At 34.6% G+C, this 17,248-nt stretch carries 16 protein-coding genes; 12 read left to right on the top strand and 4 right to left on the bottom strand.

Annotated features, from left to right (window positions below; genetic code table 11):
- Positions 1 to 9 precede the first annotated feature (9 nt).
- Together CRO45_RS16325 and CRO45_RS16320 are read left to right on the top strand one after the other, a co-directional pair.
- Entirely contained in the window at positions 10 to 873 is an 864-nt protein-coding gene (locus CRO45_RS16325; RefSeq protein WP_097150694.1) for an ABC transporter ATP-binding protein, read from the top strand.
- Complete coding sequence (locus CRO45_RS16320; protein WP_097150693.1) at positions 870 to 1,565, top strand: hypothetical protein; 696 nt, start codon at positions 870 to 872, stop codon at positions 1,563 to 1,565. The genes CRO45_RS16325 and CRO45_RS16320 overlap by 4 nt, the downstream gene beginning before the upstream one ends.
- Before the next feature lie 48 nt (positions 1,566 to 1,613).
- Here CRO45_RS16320 and CRO45_RS16315 read toward each other — a convergent pair whose 3' ends face one another.
- Positions 1,614 to 2,090, bottom strand: a complete 477-nt coding sequence (locus CRO45_RS16315; protein WP_097150692.1) for a hypothetical protein — start codon at positions 2,088 to 2,090, stop codon at positions 1,614 to 1,616.
- 286 nt (positions 2,091 to 2,376) lie between these two features.
- On the opposite strand from CRO45_RS16315, the gene CRO45_RS20135 reads away from it, so the two are divergent.
- From CRO45_RS20135 to CRO45_RS16300, 3 genes are all read left to right on the top strand, one after another.
- Complete coding sequence (locus CRO45_RS20135) at positions 2,377 to 2,526, top strand: hypothetical protein (RefSeq protein ID WP_170949528.1); 150 nt, start codon at positions 2,377 to 2,379, stop codon at positions 2,524 to 2,526.
- Between the two features lie 170 nt (positions 2,527 to 2,696).
- A complete protein-coding gene (locus CRO45_RS16305) occupies positions 2,697 to 3,536 on the top strand; it encodes a DMT family transporter (protein WP_097150690.1) in 840 nt (279 codons plus the stop codon).
- A gap of 92 nt (positions 3,537 to 3,628) precedes the next feature.
- Positions 3,629 to 4,474, top strand: a complete 846-nt coding sequence (locus CRO45_RS16300) for a DMT family transporter (RefSeq protein ID WP_097150689.1) — start codon at positions 3,629 to 3,631, stop codon at positions 4,472 to 4,474.
- A gap of 65 nt (positions 4,475 to 4,539) precedes the next feature.
- Here the strand turns inward: CRO45_RS16300 and CRO45_RS16295 are convergent, their stop codons facing one another.
- A complete protein-coding gene (locus CRO45_RS16295) occupies positions 4,540 to 5,196 on the bottom strand; it encodes a CPBP family intramembrane glutamic endopeptidase (protein ID WP_170949530.1) in 657 nt (218 codons plus the stop codon).
- Between the two features lie 267 nt (positions 5,197 to 5,463).
- Entirely contained in the window at positions 5,464 to 5,880 is a 417-nt protein-coding gene (locus CRO45_RS16290; RefSeq protein WP_097150687.1) for an Ohr family peroxiredoxin, read from the bottom strand.
- A gap of 204 nt (positions 5,881 to 6,084) precedes the next feature.
- Between CRO45_RS16290 and CRO45_RS16285 the strand changes: the two genes are divergently transcribed.
- The 3 genes from CRO45_RS16285 (at position 6,085) to CRO45_RS16275 (ending at position 7,739) form a co-directional block, all read left to right on the top strand.
- Entirely contained in the window at positions 6,085 to 6,540 is a 456-nt protein-coding gene (locus CRO45_RS16285; RefSeq protein ID WP_097150686.1) for a GNAT family N-acetyltransferase, read from the top strand.
- Between the two features lie 79 nt (positions 6,541 to 6,619).
- Positions 6,620 to 7,174, top strand: coding sequence for a kinase (locus tag CRO45_RS16280; RefSeq protein ID WP_097150685.1), 555 nt, complete (start codon positions 6,620 to 6,622; stop codon positions 7,172 to 7,174).
- Between the two features lie 19 nt (positions 7,175 to 7,193).
- Positions 7,194 to 7,739 (top strand): aspartyl-tRNA synthetase, encoded by a 546-nt coding sequence (locus CRO45_RS16275; RefSeq protein WP_097150684.1) that lies wholly within the window; start codon positions 7,194 to 7,196, stop codon positions 7,737 to 7,739.
- Between the two features lie 76 nt (positions 7,740 to 7,815).
- Here CRO45_RS16275 and CRO45_RS16270 read toward each other — a convergent pair whose 3' ends face one another.
- The gene (locus CRO45_RS16270) at positions 7,816 to 9,708 is read right to left on the bottom strand and encodes an endonuclease MutS2 (RefSeq protein ID WP_097150683.1); all 1,893 of its coding nucleotides are present in this window, start codon (positions 9,706 to 9,708) and stop codon (positions 7,816 to 7,818) included.
- A gap of 598 nt (positions 9,709 to 10,306) precedes the next feature.
- Here CRO45_RS16270 and CRO45_RS16265 point away from each other — a divergent pair.
- From CRO45_RS16265 to CRO45_RS16250, 4 genes are all read left to right on the top strand, one after another.
- A complete protein-coding gene (locus tag CRO45_RS16265; RefSeq protein WP_235864631.1) occupies positions 10,307 to 11,566 on the top strand; it encodes an S-layer homology domain-containing protein in 1,260 nt (419 codons plus the stop codon).
- A gap of 912 nt (positions 11,567 to 12,478) precedes the next feature.
- Positions 12,479 to 14,185, top strand: a complete 1,707-nt coding sequence (locus CRO45_RS16260) for an S-layer homology domain-containing protein (RefSeq protein WP_097150682.1) — start codon at positions 12,479 to 12,481, stop codon at positions 14,183 to 14,185.
- 150 nt (positions 14,186 to 14,335) lie between these two features.
- Positions 14,336 to 15,961, top strand: a complete 1,626-nt coding sequence (locus CRO45_RS16255) for an S-layer homology domain-containing protein (protein ID WP_170949529.1) — start codon at positions 14,336 to 14,338, stop codon at positions 15,959 to 15,961.
- A 163-nt stretch (positions 15,962 to 16,124) separates the two neighbouring features.
- Positions 16,125 to 16,772 carry a uridine kinase family protein gene (locus CRO45_RS16250; RefSeq protein WP_097150680.1) on the top strand — a complete coding sequence of 216 codons (648 nt, stop codon included), beginning with the start codon at positions 16,125 to 16,127 and terminating at the stop codon, positions 16,770 to 16,772.
- Positions 16,773 to 17,248: the final 476 nt, after the last annotated feature.

Below are 17,248 nucleotides of genomic sequence, written 5' to 3'. Positions count from 1 at the left end.
GGTAACTTGATGAAAATCCAGGTGAGCAATGTAACGAAAAAGTATAAGGATAAAGTGGCGTTAAACAATGTAAGCTTTACGATTGAAGGACCAAAGATTGTTGGGTTTTTAGGTCATAATGGAGCGGGAAAAACAACTTTCCTCAATATGTTATCAGGTATACTGCCTACAACAAATGGAGAACTTCGAGTAAATGGCATGCATGTATTTAATACGGCTACAGTTTTACGAGATATTTGTTTTGTTGCAGAAACAGGGAATTTTCAAATGGAGATGACAGTGGATCAATCCTTAAAGGCAAATCGATATTTTTACCCGAATTGGGATGAAGAACTTGCGAGAAAGCTCCTGAAAGTATTTGCGCTTCCACCGAAAGCAAAGGTGAAAAGTCTATCGAAGGGGATGAGTTCAGCTTTAGGTATCATTACAGGTCTAGCCAGTCGTGCACCAATTACAATTTTTGATGAGCCTTATATTGGACTTGATGTGGCAGGTCGCAGCAAATTTTATGATTTGTTAATTGAAGAACAGGAAATAGACCCTCGACTATTCATATTATCAACCCACCTTATTGACGAAGTAAGTAACTTATTTGATGAAGTGCTAATCTTAAATGAAGGGGAACTTCTATTACAAAAGGATTATTTGGAGTGGGATGAAACGATCCTTGCAATTAGAGGTTCGTCGGAAGAGGTTGCTAATGCTGCGATTGGTCATGAAGTAATTTATGAACAAACGTTTATGAATGAAAAGATGGCTGTTCTTTATTTGAAAAATCCTGTACTAAATGAAGAGGTAAAAGCAGAACGTGTGTCACTGCAAGATTTACTCGTTTACTTGAGCAAACAGCAGAAAGAAGGGTATGCGTTATGAATCTAATCAAGGGAAGCTTTTATGTATTCTATCAAAGCTATAAAAGGCAATATCTCATTTTCTGGACAATTTTATTAGCCATTGTGTTATTTTCAATTTTCATGGTTCTAACACTTGTCGATGGATTTACAGTATATCTAATGGTATCTATTCCTGTGTATGTTTTTTTCATAATTATGGGCTCTAAATGGTTGACGAATACTTTCTCTTATTTCATAAGATTTGGGGTTAGTCGCATACAGTATGCAGGGATGACGGGGTTGTTCTTTATTGCTTGGAGTCTAGTTACAGCGATTTTTACAGCAAGCCTACATCAAGGGATTTTCTTTATCAATAGAGTTTTGGAGATTGATTATTTTACGATTTTCCATCCAATGCTTTTCATAGATTCAACATTACCTTTTCATTTAGTATTTTTGTTTGATTTTGTGATTTTGTTTTTCTTCTTAGTGAGCGGCCTCTTATTGAACTATGTCTTTTTCCAATTTGGAATGGTTGGAGGTTATACGTTTATTGGGGTAATGGCGTTTATACCTCTTTTAGGAATTATGCTGAAATGGTATGAACCAGTCTTTCGTTTTATCGGAGACCAGTCATTCTGGTCACTATGTAGTGTGATTGGTCTAATTGGAGTTTTAGTTTATGTAATAGTTACTTTAAGTTTAAAGAAGCTGTCGGCAATACCTGTCTAATTAAAATTGGTGCAAGATACACAAGTTCGATTGTGTACCTTGCACTTTTTACTTTGTACGTAGTTTGTAAAACAGCCAGGATTTAAAAATTGACTCGCCAGAACGATGGGTCGCGACTTTGTTATAAAAATAGAAATCGCTTGGGTTTACTTCGAGTTTGGCAATAGGGGAGACGGGTTCATAAGAAATCCATTCATCGAATTGGAATGGACCTTGTCCTATATAGGTAAATGAATCCTTTGGTAGAATATAAACCGTTCCCGAATCCCAAGGATGATTTAACTTCGTTTCTTTTGTTAATGAATAAAAGTGAAATGTTTTGCTTCCGTCAGTAGAAAGCGCGGCATTTCGAATATTTCCCTCTACTTTGTCCTTTTGTAAAGTTGCAAAGAACACTGGCCATATCGGATCTTTCGTAGCAAAGACAGCAATTGCAGGCTTACCGTTATAGAGGGTTTGTTCACGTGGTTCAAAGGACTGAATGTATTTATAATTGGAGCCGTGGAAAACAATTGGTTTATTCATTGATAAATAATATAGAAATTTATATTTTGGGATTGGAAGGTTGTAGTTAATCTTCTTATCTGGGCTTTCGATAGCAGCTTCGTATAAGTGATTAAATCGAATTTCTTCTTCCTTACTAGCGGTAATTTTAGGAGAAGGATAAAATAAAAGATTTAATAGTAATTTAGTGAAAAATTTTTTCGTTTATAACACCTCTTTCCTATACAATAATTATTCTGGTGGGATTGTAGTTATACATTGGGTTATAGTTAAGTATGGAAATTCAATTTTTGTAGGAGGCATTTACTTGAAAAGAATAAATAAAAAACTACTTTTAATAGTAGTTATCATAATATTAGTGATTGCAGGTCTGCTCGATCTAAAGTTTGAAGGATTATTTTATCAAATGTTACCTGAATCAGTTCAGTCCATGATTTCGAATATTTTTAATGGATAAATGCATATCTTTGAAAATCGGTTAGCGTATTATTATAGAATGGTATTTTCTGTTTATAGTTAATAGAATTCGATTTCATAACATCTTTTTATAGAAAATTAAAAATACATTTGAAAAGTTATGAATCTATATTAAAATATCTCTATCAACTTGAGAGAAGGATCATAATAATGTGGCTCATAGCGGCAGTAGTGACGATGTTATGTTTTGGAATCAATAATTTTATTTTTAAAGCAACTTCAGGATCAGGACTTTCAAAGGTCCATATGCAATTTTTCTTTAACCTAACTGCCTTTTTAATAATGTTAGGCTTCGGGTTGATAGAAGGGTTTGCAGCTTTTAATGCATTAACTATTTTCTTAGGTGCCATCATTGGTATTTTAAATGCAAACGGTAATATTCAAATGTCAAAAGCATTTGAAAAGGGACCTGGAAGTATAACGTCGCCATTAATTAGTACGAATACGATTATTCCGATACTAAGTGCTGCATTAATCTTCCACGAGCATATTACATTAATTCAGTGGCTAGGCATTATAGTCATGCTTGCTTCAGCAGCGGTCATTCAATATACACCTGGAAAAGGTGGCGTGAAAATCGATTATAAACCTTGGATGTTCCATATTTTATTATCCATTGGATCCTTTGGGGTATTAGGTGTGCTGATGAAGACATCTTCACAATTACATATCGATTCAGTTAATACGCTTGTTTGTATGTATGCAGGTGGTGCGGGGTATTTAATTATTAATAGTCTTCTTACGAAGGAAAACTGGCAGCCGAATGAGTTGAAGTTTGGTTTAGTGATTGGGTGTATAAGCACTGTTGGTTATAGTAGCTACTTCTTTGCGTTAAATACAGGGGTTGCAAGTATTGTATTCCCAATCGTTAGTTTAAGTTGTTTAGTAGTTGTTATTGGAAGCTGTTGGATGTATAAAGAAAGACTTAAAATGTATCAAGTCGTTGGTGTGATCACTGCGCTGTTAGGGATTGTGCTGACGAAAATTTAAAAAAAGGTACCAGGTACACAAACAATTCGGACTATTCCGAATTGTTTGTGTACCTGGTACTTATTTTAAAGAGAGGTGGACTTGGACTTAAAATGTGGATTCTAGCAGCAGTGTTGACGATGTTATGTTTAGGAACGAATAATCTTATTTTGAAGGCTACCTCAGGAAAAGGACTTTCAAAAATACATATGCAGTTTTACTTTTATCTCACCGCATTTTTATTAACATTAGGTTATGGATTAGTACAAGGATTTGAAATGTTTACTCTATTAACCTTTGTACTAGGTTCGCTTGTTGGAATATTAAACGCTAATGCAAATATCCAAATGACTAAGGCATTTGAAAAAGGACCAGCAAGTATAACGGCTCCACTTATTAGTACAAATACCGTCATACCGGTACTGAGCGCAGCTCTACTTTTCCATGAGCATATTACGTTAATTCAGTGGATTGGTATTATCGTGATGCTTGCTTCTGGGGCTGTCATTCAATATGTGCCAGGTAAGAATGGTAGGGATATTGAAATCGATTATAAACCGTGGATGTTACATGTTTTAATAGCCTTTTTCTCGCTTGGTATACTCGGTGTGCTCATGAAGACTTCTACCCATTTACAATTAGATACAGTAAATATGCTTATTTCTATGTACGGTGGAGGTGCTCTCTATCTTTTAATTAATAGTTTTATTACAAAGGAAAACTGGCTACCTACTGAGTTGAAAATTGGTGCATTCATGGGATGTATTAATCTTGTAGGTTATATTAGCTATTTCTTTGCTTTAAATACAGGCTTTGCAAGTATTGTATTTCCAATCGTTAGTTTAAGCGCATTAGTCGTCGTTATTGGTAGTTGTTGGCTCTATAAGGAAAGACTTAAGGTGTATCAAATCATTGGCATCTTTACTGCATTATTAGGGATTGTGTTGACGAAGATTTAATAATTACATAGTGTAATTAAGTAACCCATCCGTGAGGTAACTCATGGATGGGTTTGTTGCCGAAATTAAGCCATTCCTGGGGGGATGTAAAGATTAAGAAAAACAAAAATTGATAGATTTCCAACATCGACGAGCATATGTGAATAAACTGACCATCTGAGGCTATTTGTTTTATATCGAATGAATGACCAGACAATTCCCATAACAAATAGTGCAACGTACATTTGAATAGAGCAATTGGCAATTGAAAAAACTCCCCACATTAGTGGGTGACTAAGAACAAAAAGAATAGTGGAATAAAGAACAATCAACCATTTTGGAAAATGACTCCCTGCATCTAAAAGGAGACCTCTCCAATAACCTTCTTCAAACCAAGGGTTAATGAGGGCGAACAAAATTAAAAATAGAGTAAGTGTGGTGTATTCAAAGAGTAGAGAAGAGTTAGGTAGTAAAATGCCTAATGCAGGAAAGATGCCTATAGCCAATGCTATAGCGAACCATTTAGGTTTATAAAGGGGCTTTTGAAACCACTCTGTCAACGTCTTTTTATCAACAAAAATGGCTTTACACAATCCAGTTAATCCCCAGTAAGTGAGGGCTGTTACTAGCCAACACCATTCTGGAATTGTTTCGAGACCCCAAATTGCAACAAAATGGACCATACAGATAATGAAAAAGGGGCTAAGAAGTACAATCAAACGTTGTTGCTTCGTCCAATTCAAACGCATTCCTCCGAATCATAATTAATACGTACCTGTACTTTAGAGAAGGTGGTGCTCTAAACTATCAGCGAGTTCTTCCATGCTGCTGTGAATTTACTGTTCTAATCTAAAAGCCAATACATGAATACCGTCAACCGCTGACATTAACCTTAGGAGGGTAAGTTGGAAAGTAAGAAAAACCCACCGGAGATTGTTAATTAACTGGAACCTCAGGTGGGCTTTGTTGGGGACACACACAAGTGTGTACGGAATCGTTCGTTAGGTATTTCATCCTTGTGTTTCTATAGTAAACTCCATAGTAGCTCGTTTTGCTTCAGCGTATGGCCAGATTTGGTTGGCCTTTTGCACAAGCTGTTCCAATTGGCTTTTTTCAATGTTATTGCCTTTCACTTGAAGATGCACTGCTAGTTTATATCCTTCGCCATCTTCTAATAAATCCACTTTCGCCGTTACTTCTGATTGGAATTCAAGCTGTTCTTTATCTGCTACAATTTGTAACGCACTATCAAAGCAAGTTGCGTATGCAGCAGCGAATAATTGCTCGGGATTAGTAGCCTCTGAATCCTCGGATTTTTGACTTCCTGGTAACGCTGTTTCGAAATCAATCACTTGATCGTCTGATTGAACTCGCCCTTCTAAACCTCCAATAGTTGTAGCGGTTGCTGTATATAAAACCTCTGACATAGCTTCATCTCCTTAATTTACTTATGGATAACACATTTATTAACATTTCCATTAATGTGCTTTATTATGTAACTTATTGAGTGTAGCTATCACCATTTTTTACTCTTTATATAATTAATTATATTTATATTACTTAGTGAAAATTATGTTGAATAAGTAAATTTTTATAAATAATGAAATTCTAAATAAAAGGGGGGAATTGTTTTGATTAAACAAATTGACATTACGCAAAGTAAGGATGCTGAAGAGGTTTTAAACGTTCAAATTCCGTCATATAAGGTAGAAGCTGAAATAATAGGTTCATATGAAATACCACCACTGAAGGATACGGTTAATACTTTGCAACATTGTGGAGAAACTTTCTTTGGTTATTATGAAAATGGAGAGTTATGTGGAGTCATTTCTATAAAAGTAGATCGTGACCAAGTTGATATACATAGGTTAATTGTACATCCAAACCACTTTAGAAAAGGAATTGCTCAATTGCTGTTAAATTTCATAGAGACCGATTTCCAGTTTGAGACCATTAAAGTAGCGACAGGTTCTAAAAATATTCCGGCAGTTCGTTTTTATTTAAAGAATGGTTTTCAAAAAGTTAAAGAAGTAATCGTAAATGAACAATTATCTTTAACGTTTTTTGAAAAAAAACGGGGGAGCTAATAAAAATGAGCCTTATTGAATTAGTAGAAGAAGTGTTTACCAATTTTCAAGAACGAATCGATAAAGTCGCCCCTATGTCGTGGGTATTGATGGTTTAAGTGGAGCTGGAAAAACGACTTTAGTTAATAGACTGCAATCTGAAATGAAAGACCGATGCAATGTTATTGTTATCCATATTGATGATCATATCGTGGAGAGAAATAAACGATATGACACCGGATACGAAGAGTGGTATGAATATTATTATTTACAATGGGATATTAATATGTTGGTAGATAAGTTATTTAATGAAATTCATCGAAATAGCTCAAAGATAACACTCCCATATTATGAAAAGTCTATGGATAAAAGCATTGATAAAACACTCCTCGTTACTCCCGAGAGCATGATTGTCATTGAAGGGGTTTTCCTACAAAGGAAAGAATGGAAGTCCTATTATGATTTTACTGTTTTTATTGATTGTCCAAGGGAAGTAAGGTATGAAAGAGTGCTACAACGAGATCGTTATATAGGAAATGAACAAGCGATTTTGGATAAGTATAAGAGAAGGTACTGGTTAGGGGAAGAACATTATCTTAAAACCGTAAATCCTCTTAAAAAGGCAAATTCAATATATAAACCCACAGTGTTGTGAGAGTTGGGAAGGGTGTCCAATGAAAAGATGGAAACTAATACCGGTACTTATTTTTGTTATTTCTATTTCAGTGATCTGGGGTGTATTTGAGAAATTACAATCATATGATGAACCTCAAGAGGCGATATTCGCAATTGAAGAGGACCTAGTGTTAATACCGGGCTACAAACTTAATAATAAAGCACTGTTCTTTTTTATAAAGGATGGAAATAGTTTAGGTTCAACCTATGTGAATGAAGGATTTTTTGGATGGAAGACGGATATGCTTGCTTGGAGCTCAATGGCTATTGATAGAGATTATGAGCGTTTAAGTGGATATAAAGGTCATGGAGATTATTTAATTTATGGGTTAATTAGGCATGGTCATGAACGAGAAATCCGAGTTGGCGAAAGCGAAGCGCGTATACTAGATTTAGCAATGTTGCCTCCGAATGAGGTGGAAAAAAATCAGTTAGAGGGTCTATATTTATGGTATTTTGAAAGCGAAACGCCAATTAGTGGTGTGGAAATAAAATTATTAGATAAATATACTGGGGAAGAGTTAGATTCTCTTCAGGTTGAATAGCATTTTTTACTAAAAATTTTTAAAAGCCCAATTTCTCTACTAGTTACTGAGAAATTGGGCTTTTTCAATTGATCCTTTATTTATTTTTTCGTAGTTCTTTATTGATTTTCCGAAGTGCTTTTTTCGACCCTCGTTCAATATCATGATTTAGTTTTCGTGTTTTATAATCTACGAATAGGGATTCTAAGTCGTAGCCCTCCGGATATAATTCCGTAGCTTTTTCCTCCAGTGACAGTCGCTTTTCATTCACTTCTACGAATTGTTTTTTATAAAACACAGTCACATTAGAATATTTATCTTTCTCTTTATAGACAATGCCAAAGTCGTTGTGATCGAGCAGTTTCACACGGTCTCCTTTTTGATAATCGACTTGATTTTCTGTATTTTCGACTTTAGGTGTACGAATCTTGCTCGAATTTAGTCGTTCTAATCGATATTCTTTACTTGTCATATAATCTTCGGCACGTTTTAGCACATGTTCTGGGACATTCATTTTTCGTGAAATCCATAATGCGTTACTGTCTCCAGATTTCCCAATTAGCAATTTATATAAAGGCTCTAAGGTTTCGTTATCAAATTGCATAGCTGCATTCATAAAGTCACTATGCAGTTCAGAGAAACGTTTAATTTCTCCGTAATGGGTAGTTGCAACAGTAATACAGCCCTTAAGGTAGAACTCTTCTAAAATCGAGATCGCAATCGCCGCACCTTCGTTTGGTTCTGTTCCACTGCCGATTTCATCAAATAATAGCAACGTATTGTTGTTTGCTAGACGCAGGATTTCGGACAAATTCTTCATATGAGAAGAGAATGTACTTAGTGCATTTTCTAAGCTTTGATTGTCACCAATATCTACAAATACGTTATCAAATATTGCGATTTCAGTATCTTTAGATGCGGTAATATGGAAACCAGACATCGTTGCCAGTGTTACAAGACCAATCGTTTTTAATACGATGGTTTTTCCTCCAGCATTCGGTCCAGTAATTACTAGACTTCGATAATCCTCTCCAATTTGAAAATGAAGGGGAACTACATGCCCTGATAACAACGGATGCTTACAAGCTTTCAAATTCATTTTCCCGTAATCATTGATTTTCGGCTCAATACCATCGATTTGTCGGCTATATTTTGCTTTCGCAAAAATCATATCGTACTGGGAAATGAGCTCAATATTAATTTTAATAGGGTGGAGATGATCATGTACTAACCCTGTTAACGTAGCGAGTATTTGATATTCAATAATGGCCTCTTCGGATTTCAATGTTGCTAGTTCTGCGCTTAGTTTTCCTACTACATTCGGTTCCATAAAGACCGTAGCCCCTTTAGAAGAGACTTCAACGACGGACCCCTGAACATGGTTTTTAAATGATGCTTTAATAGGAATCGTATAGCGATCATCTTTCAATGTAATAATGAATTCCTGAATATACTTACTGTTTGCGCTACTGTTCAAAAATTGATTTAAGCGATCTTTTATTTTTTGTTCAGCCGTTTGGATATGGTTTCGAATACGTTTCAGTTCACTGCTAGCGGCTGAGTCCACCTGGTTATTTTTAATAGAAAAATTGATTTCTTCTTCTACATCTAAAAACTCAGTCATGGACCGGGCGTAAGATGCTAATGTAGGTGCATCAAACTCTTTGCCTGACATGAACGTTTTTATTCTTCGACATCCTCTTAAAAAGTCAGAGATACTTAATAATTCCGATGGGTCAAGAATCATTCCTTTTTCTAACTTAGTGATGATATGTTCGATGTTGGAAACACCAGAAAAAGGGACATTTCCACCTGCGTCTAGGATTGCGCGGGCTTCTGATGTTTCATTTAATCTGTGTTTGACGACTTTTACGTTTGAACTAGGAAGTAATTGATCAATCAGTTGTTTCCCAAGTCCACTCACACAATAGGATTTAACAATTTCTTTTAGTTCGTTGTATTGTAATTTTTCAAATGTATGTTCATTCATGATTGGATGCTCCTCAATGTGATTTTAGTCAACAGTGAAGAAACCTACTCTTTAAGATTTCAATGAGATATTTGAATATAAAAAAGCCACGGTAGATACCGTGGCTGGACTTTTACAAGGCATAAGTAAATAAACCCATCCATAAAAATGAAATGGTGCGCTTGTTTATAAAGTGTTTAGGTAGGTATCTTCATAGGTGGAAATAAGTCCATAACGAAATAAGGGGTAAGATTCTAATGAAAATCCCCATTTGTTAACAATTCCTTATTTCCTATTAATGTTTTCCTATTTAGAAGCTACCGCACTCACAAATAAGCACCTCGTTTATTATTAAATTGATTTACTCATTGAAATCAACTTTACTGCACCATTATACGTTGCCTTACAGGAAATGTAAAGGATGTTAAATGCCAATTTTAATACCTACTATTTTATGAAACTATTATTTGTCCGAAGGGGTGAATGGTGGTTTTTTTTTGTTTAGTCGAGGTATGGAAAACTTGGAAGTATACCCATGAATTAACCCTCAATTGGTAAGAAATAAACTGCTATGATGGTAGAGTTAAAAGTTACTAGATTAATATAAAGGAGTGATAATTTGGCAGATAAAACCAAAGTCGGGATATTACTAACTATGTTTTTACTATTTACATTAATAAATAGTAACCCGCAAATAACAAATGCCAATAGTATAAACCCCGTTCCAATTGAAGATCCTCAGATAGGGAAAAATAGTAATGCCTATTTACCTGTATTCTATCCATCTACACAAATGAAAAAAGACTTCGTTAACGAAATCTCTCAATATGCAATAGAAGCAAATAAAAAGTGGGGGATTCCTGCTAGCGCAATTATTGGAATGGCAATGATTGAAAGTGGATATGGAACTACTAGAATAGCAATTAATGCAAACAACATTTTCGGAATAAAAGTTTGGGGATATAGTCCGAGTAATGCTTGGCAACTACAAGGGCAACCCGATGAAGATTATGAAGCGATTCCTGTTATAGCTAATTATGGGGCAGATCGAAAGATATATGATGAAAGCAAAAGAAGAGATAACTGGTATCGTGCCTTCGATTCCTATAAAGGAGCGGTAGATTATTTAGCAGGGGGTTTGCTTTTAAATCAGAGGTATCGTTTCGCAAAAACAAATTATGATGAAAGACTTAAAAGCGGATGGAGTTTTAAGAACGCATCTAAATATTATCTTTACGACATTGCCAATGCCGGATATAACCATTTGGGCGGAGAATATTACAAAAATAAAGTAGGTTTAATCATGGACCAATGGGATTTATATCAATTTGATGATGAAAGAAAATTCATTGACATTGGTGGACATTGGGCTAAAAATGAAATTTTGTTTTTAGCAGAAAAGGGTTGGATAAACGGATATCCTAACAGAACATATAAACCGAACGGCACTTTAACAAGAGCAGAAGCCGCTGAAATTATCAGAAATTTTTTAGCGCTGACTTCAACGAATGAAAGCATTTCTTTTAAAGATGTTCGTAATGAATCTTGGGCATCGGAACCTATTAGTTTAGTGGCACAACATAATATAATGAATGGGACTGGCGAAGGATATTTTTCACCTGATGCCATATTAACGAGAGCGCAAATGGCACAGACATTTTATAATGCCGGATTTTATAGTGAATCTGCAACGAATGAGTTGAATTCTTTTGCAGATGTTGGGGAAGATTATTGGGCATATATTGCCATTGAAACAATGAAACAAGAAGGGATTATGACTGGTTATCCAGACAATCAATTCGGCCCGAATGATCCAATCACTAGAGGACAAATGGCTGCTGTTATTTATCGAATACATAGTAAAGGGTTAGATAGATAAATAAAGAAGAAATGGGCATTTCTCTGATGAGAAGTGCCTTTTTTAATAGAAAAATAGGGCGATTAAAGGCGAATTACGTGAGAAGTTTTATGCAATTGAAAATAACTCATTTTTTATACTTATAGAAAAAGATTCTAAAAGGAAGACTTGAATGATGAACTGAGATTGTTAGTTTTATGTCAACCAGGTTTACGAATTGATAGTTCTGTAAGTAGGGGGATGTCGAAAAATTGTCTGGTAATTATAAAGTCTTCTCAAATAGTTTCATAAATGAGTTGAAAAAAGATAAATGATCTACGAGAAGCGATTAATAATACCTTATTGTTGGATTTTTCGTCAACTAGGTTGACCTAATAATTATTGGAAAGTAGTAGTTGGGATGAAATTAGGAACTTTGGATTTTTTTATGTAAATATAATTTTTCATAGGGGTTAAATTCTTTTATAACTTGTGCTAAAAGCAATGTTATTGGATAGCTAATATAATAATTCATCAACTTAGTTTACGAATTTATTCTATCTAACAAATGACTTGTCGAATAATCCCTAAATTTTATTGGTTTACCAGAATAATGTATACATGACTGCATAAAAGTGATGAATATAGAACGAGTGTTAGTAATATGGCTTCATTTCTCAAGTTATTCATCAACCTAGTTGACAAATAAACTAATAAACTAAAACGAAATGTCGTAATATACATCTTATTCTTGTCGAAAATATCGAAACTCGAATTTTGGAAGTGGTATATAAAATACTTATACTAAAAATAGTGCCTGGCACTCAAACTGTTGCGAAATTAAGAGTTATCTGAGCGCCAAGCACCAATACAACATGTACCAATATATACCTCTTCCTCATCAATAAGTATAAATAGTAGAATAGTTGTAATTGATATATTAGAGGTGTTCTTGTGAAAAAATGGGCCATTTTAGTATTAGTTTTGTTTTCTATTCCAATACAAATGCTTGAAGTACAAGCAGCCGACTCCGACTGGAAAGAAGGAGAAGTTATTAAAGGTCATTACTCAAATACTGAAAGGGGTCAACAACAATTAGTACTTGAAGAAGATGCAAAAGTGACGTTTATATTAAAAGATAATGAAGATCTTGATCTTGAATACGATTACCCTAATTGTTACAACGTCATCTTGTTTGATAAGAGTGGTAAGCGTATAGCAAATGTAACAAATAATTTCGAAGATAAAGATTTGGAAAAAACGATACAGTCCATCAATTTGAGAAAGGGATCCTATCAAATAATCGTTTCAGCTTGTTTTTGGGCTAAAGGGGATTATGAAGTAAGTTACGAAACTAGTTCAATAGATGGGCCAGACATTGAGCCAAACAATGAATATGCATCAGCACATTCATATAAGATTGGTACTGTTTTAAACGGTTCGGTTTATAGTGAAACGAGTCCTAATGATTTTGATGTATACAAAGTAGAGATTTCAACCTTTGGCAAACTAAAATTGAAGATGTACGATACGGGGCTCGATAAAACAGATATAAAACTGGTAGCGATTAATGAAAAAGATATAAAAGATAAAAAGGATATAGAAGATATAGAAGATGAAAGATCATTCGCATTTAAGAGTTATGGTTATCCAACTGAAATTGAAGTGTTAATTCAGCCAGGAACATACTATTTTAAAATAGGTATAGAAGCCGATAATACACCAGTTGTCAATTACACACTATCAACACATCTTGAGCCATTAGACAAAAATGCTTGGGAAAGTGGTCGCAATAAAAATAAAGAAAATGCGGATGTAATTCAAAATAATAAAAAGGTAAAAGGATTTTTATATGGAGGAAGCCATAGTTACAGTGAAAGTGGCGATTATTATAAGTTTACATTAGAGAAAGATGCAAAAGTGACGTTTATTGCCAATTACCGCGAAGGGTTTGGGGCACTTTCTTTCCATGATGACGCAAGAGGTACACAACTGATTTCTGGTGGATATGTAACAAGTGATACGGGTCAAATTATAGAAACAAAACAGTTAAAAGCAGGTACATATTATGTAAAATTCCTCCCTAGATATGGAATTGACCGCTATGAAGAATACGATCTAACGATACGTATTCAAAGGTTTACAGACGTACCTGCAATGCATCCATATTATGAATCGATTGAAGCTCTTGCACAAGTAGGTATTAATAAAGGGTATCCTGATGGAAGTTTTCACCCTAAAGAGCCGGTTCAGAGGCAACACGTTTTTGCCTTCATCAATCGTATTGAAGGACTGAATATTCCTAAAATCCGTAACATGAGATCCTTTATGGACGTAAGTACTAGCCAACTTTTTTTCCCGGAAATTAAGAAGTTTTATGAAGCCGGAATAATTAGTGGGTATGGAACTTATATGGGACCTAGTTTGAATGTATCGCGTGGCGAACTTGCAAAAATTTTAGTGAATACGTTTAAGTTGAAAATGAACGGAAATGGAATCCCTTTTAAAGACGTGAAGTCATCGAATATTTTTTACAATGATATTCAAATCCTTGCAAGTAATGGCATTACAGTTGGAGCCTACGGAAATTTTATGCCTAACAATCCGGTAACAAGAGAACAATTCTCGGCTTTTTTACATCGAATTTTGAATCAAAAATAATCGCTTTAAAACGATCATGTTCAACCATGGTTGTTTTTTTACATTATAGGCGATTGTGATTTAACTGATGAGACCCAATATATACCACTATATCTAGTATCTCATGACTATTAAAATAATTATATAAAAATGAAAGTATGTGGTATTACTATGAAAAAATTGGCCATTCTCATTTTTCTTTTGGTTTTCTTTCCGCTGGCAATCATTGAAGTTCAAGCGACTGACGACATCTGGGAGGAAGGTGAAGTAATCTCAGGGGACTTAGGAAAATATCAATACGATAATCAATATAAGATTACGCTTGATGAAGATGCACGCCTAACCTTTACCTTAAAAGACTTTCCCGATAATGATAAAAATAGGGGTGGAAAAGATTATATAATAAAGGTCATAGGTTTACATTACGAGGGTCTTGCTTACATATCAACTAGCCAAAATGATGGTGATCCAGCTAAGACAGTACAGTCTGTGAATTTAAAAAAAGGGTCATACGATGTCAATATCACTAAATTTAATTATGACTCTGAAGTTGAATATAGTGTTAGCTATCAAACGAGTCCAATTATAGGAACTGATATTGAGCCGAATAATAATAATCAAACAGCCATGCTGCTAAAAATGGACGATACCGTATCTGGTGAATTAAATGGTATTGGCATTAATCAAGATCATGATATGTACAAAATAGAAGTCACAAAGTTTGGGAAAATGAAGTTTCAACTGAAACGAACGGAAGGAACGAATAGCCCGGATTATTTGTTACTGTCAGCCAAAGGAAAAGATGGTAAGCAACATAGGTTCTACTTAACGAGTTATAATGGAACTCCTAATGAATTTGAACATCTCTTTGAACCAGGAACTTACTATATTAAGATTTTTTTAGGAAATTCGGAGCAAGCCATCTCATACTACACATTAAATACTAGTTTTACAGAACTAGTTGAAGAAGATTGGGAACCAGATGTCCTTAAAAATAACAAAACGTATAATGGGTTTTGGTATAGTGTAGTAGAGTCGGATTTGTTTAGTTTTACACTGGCAAAGGATGCCAAAGTAATATTCTTTGGTGAAACATTAAATGGTTTAGGTGCACTTAGCTTATTGCGGCCTATAAACGTAGAATTGATAAGTAATAGTAGTAAATTTCGTGTAGAAAAAGAGTTAGTAGAAGGTAGATACTATGTGAACTTTAGGGCGAGCGGTGAAAATAAAGATGAATATAAAGGTTACACTTTGAAAATGCAAATTCAAAGTTTTAAAGATGTACCAACTAACCATCCGTATTACGAACAAATTGAAGCTCTTACTCAATTAGGTGTCAATAAAGGGTATCCTGATGGAAGTTTTCACCCGAAGGAGGCTATACAAAGGCAACATGTCTTCGCATTCATTGATCGATTGGACGGTATAGAATTCCCTAAAATTCGTGAAATGAAATCCTTTACAGACGTGAACACTAGCCAACTTTTTTACCCGGAAATTAAGAAGTTTTATGAAGCTGGTATTATTAATGGGTATGGAACTTATATGGGACCTAATTTAAATGTAACGCGTGGCGAACTCGCTAAAATCTTAGTGAATACGTTTAAGTTGGAAATGAACGGAAATGGAATCTCTTTTAAAGACGTAAAATCATCGGATATTTTTTATAATGATATTCAAATACTTGCAAGTAACCGCATTACAGTAGGGTCAAATGGAAATTATATGCCTAACGACCCAGTCACAAGAGAGCAATTCTCTGCTTTCTTACATCGAATTGTAAATAAAAAATAATTACTTTAAAACGGTCATGTAAAAGCATGGTCGTTTTTACTTTTCTTCAGCCTATTTTTCATAAGGGAGAAACTGAGGTATTTTTCTAAGAAGGAGAAATGCATTTGACTATTGAATTTAGGGAAATGTTAGATGTTAAGTATTTGAGAAACGAGGGTGAACGATGATCACATTAATACGAGAAATTGTGAGTTGGATTCAAGATTCCGATAAGAAGTTAATAATCGGAATTTCTGGTCATGGAGCTGCAGGAAAGACGACGTTTGCTCATAGGTTAATGGAAGAGTTAGAGATGAATGTAAACTATCTTAATACAGATCCTTACATCGTAAGCTCGTCAATTCGAAAACACGCACAGATCGATTATACATATGAGGGAATACTTCACCGTTATAAAATGACTGCTTGCCATCCCGCAGCTCATCACATTCCAGCTTTAGAAAGAGATGTACAAATGTTAAAGGAAGGAATGGATTTACGCACGATTGATACCCATTATTCAGAAAGTAAAATCCTTACGTCACAAAAAAAAGTAACTATTGTAGAAGGAATGTGCGTTGCTTTTGCAAATCCAGAACTATTCGATCTGCTTATCTATTTCTATACAGATGGAGATACGGAAATGGAGAGAAGACTAGGTCGCGATATTAAGGAAAGAGGAATGGATGTTGAGTATTTAAAACAATCACACAATGAGCGCCGTATCCAGTATGAATTGTTTATGCATCCATATAGTAAGAACTTTGATGTTGTTGTTAAAAGTAGCAATGAAGTAACTAATATAGAAAGAAATACTTTTAAGATTATTTAGTTTTAAGGAAAATCATTCTTCATAATGTCATGATATGCGTAGCTTTATTTTTCCTCGATCCATCATAATGTGTAGTATTAGTATTGGGGCGGTTGCATAAGTTAGTATGCAAATGACTAATTACTATTTAGGAGGAATTCTACTGTTTAGTGAAATAGTTTGGGGGAGCCCGGGGAGTTTATTGTGCTTAGGTGTTTTCTTGGCAGGGCTAGGAGTTTTTTTGAAGTTTGCGAGAGTGTCGAAGAAATAGAACATAGTTTATTCATAAAAGTAAGGCAAAGGTATTTCTTTATAAAGGAGAAATGCCTTTTATTATTGAATTTATAGAAGTAGTTATGCAATTTATAGGCGAGACCAAAAGTTGAAAGTCAATCACTTAATAAGCACAGTGGTGAAATGTCAACCTAGAAAAACATCAAAATTGGAAATTCATTAAGCATTCAACATCTCAATTTCCTTTTTTAAGCGCACTTAAA

This window comes from Ureibacillus acetophenoni (genome assembly GCF_900220965.1).
Lineage (GTDB): Bacteria > Bacillota > Bacilli > Bacillales_A > Planococcaceae > Ureibacillus > Ureibacillus acetophenoni.
The sequence above is the reverse complement of the archived record's forward strand: the minus strand, read 5'-3'. Positions and strand labels throughout refer to the sequence as shown.

Excerpts from the sequence above, each read along its gene's own strand:
- CRO45_RS16325 (WP_097150694.1), top strand. The coding sequence starts at position 10 with ATGAAAATCCAGGTGAGCAATGTAACGAAAAAGTATAAGGATAAAGTG.
- CRO45_RS16320 (WP_097150693.1), top strand. The coding sequence starts at position 870 with ATGAATCTAATCAAGGGAAGCTTTTATGTATTCTATCAAAGCTATAAA.
- CRO45_RS16315 (WP_097150692.1), bottom strand. The coding sequence starts at position 2,090 with ATGAATAAACCAATTGTTTTCCACGGCTCCAATTATAAATACATTCAG.
- CRO45_RS16305 (WP_097150690.1), top strand. The coding sequence starts at position 2,697 with ATGTGGCTCATAGCGGCAGTAGTGACGATGTTATGTTTTGGAATCAAT.
- CRO45_RS16300 (WP_097150689.1), top strand. The coding sequence starts at position 3,629 with ATGTGGATTCTAGCAGCAGTGTTGACGATGTTATGTTTAGGAACGAAT.
- CRO45_RS16290 (WP_097150687.1), bottom strand. The coding sequence starts at position 5,880 with ATGTCAGAGGTTTTATATACAGCAACCGCTACAACTATTGGAGGTTTA.
- CRO45_RS16275 (WP_097150684.1), top strand. The coding sequence starts at position 7,194 with ATGAAAAGATGGAAACTAATACCGGTACTTATTTTTGTTATTTCTATT.
- CRO45_RS16270 (WP_097150683.1), bottom strand. The coding sequence starts at position 9,708 with ATGAATGAACATACATTTGAAAAATTACAATACAACGAACTAAAAGAA.
- CRO45_RS16255 (WP_170949529.1), top strand. The coding sequence starts at position 14,336 with ATGAAAAAATTGGCCATTCTCATTTTTCTTTTGGTTTTCTTTCCGCTG.
- CRO45_RS16250 (WP_097150680.1), top strand. The coding sequence starts at position 16,125 with ATGATCACATTAATACGAGAAATTGTGAGTTGGATTCAAGATTCCGAT.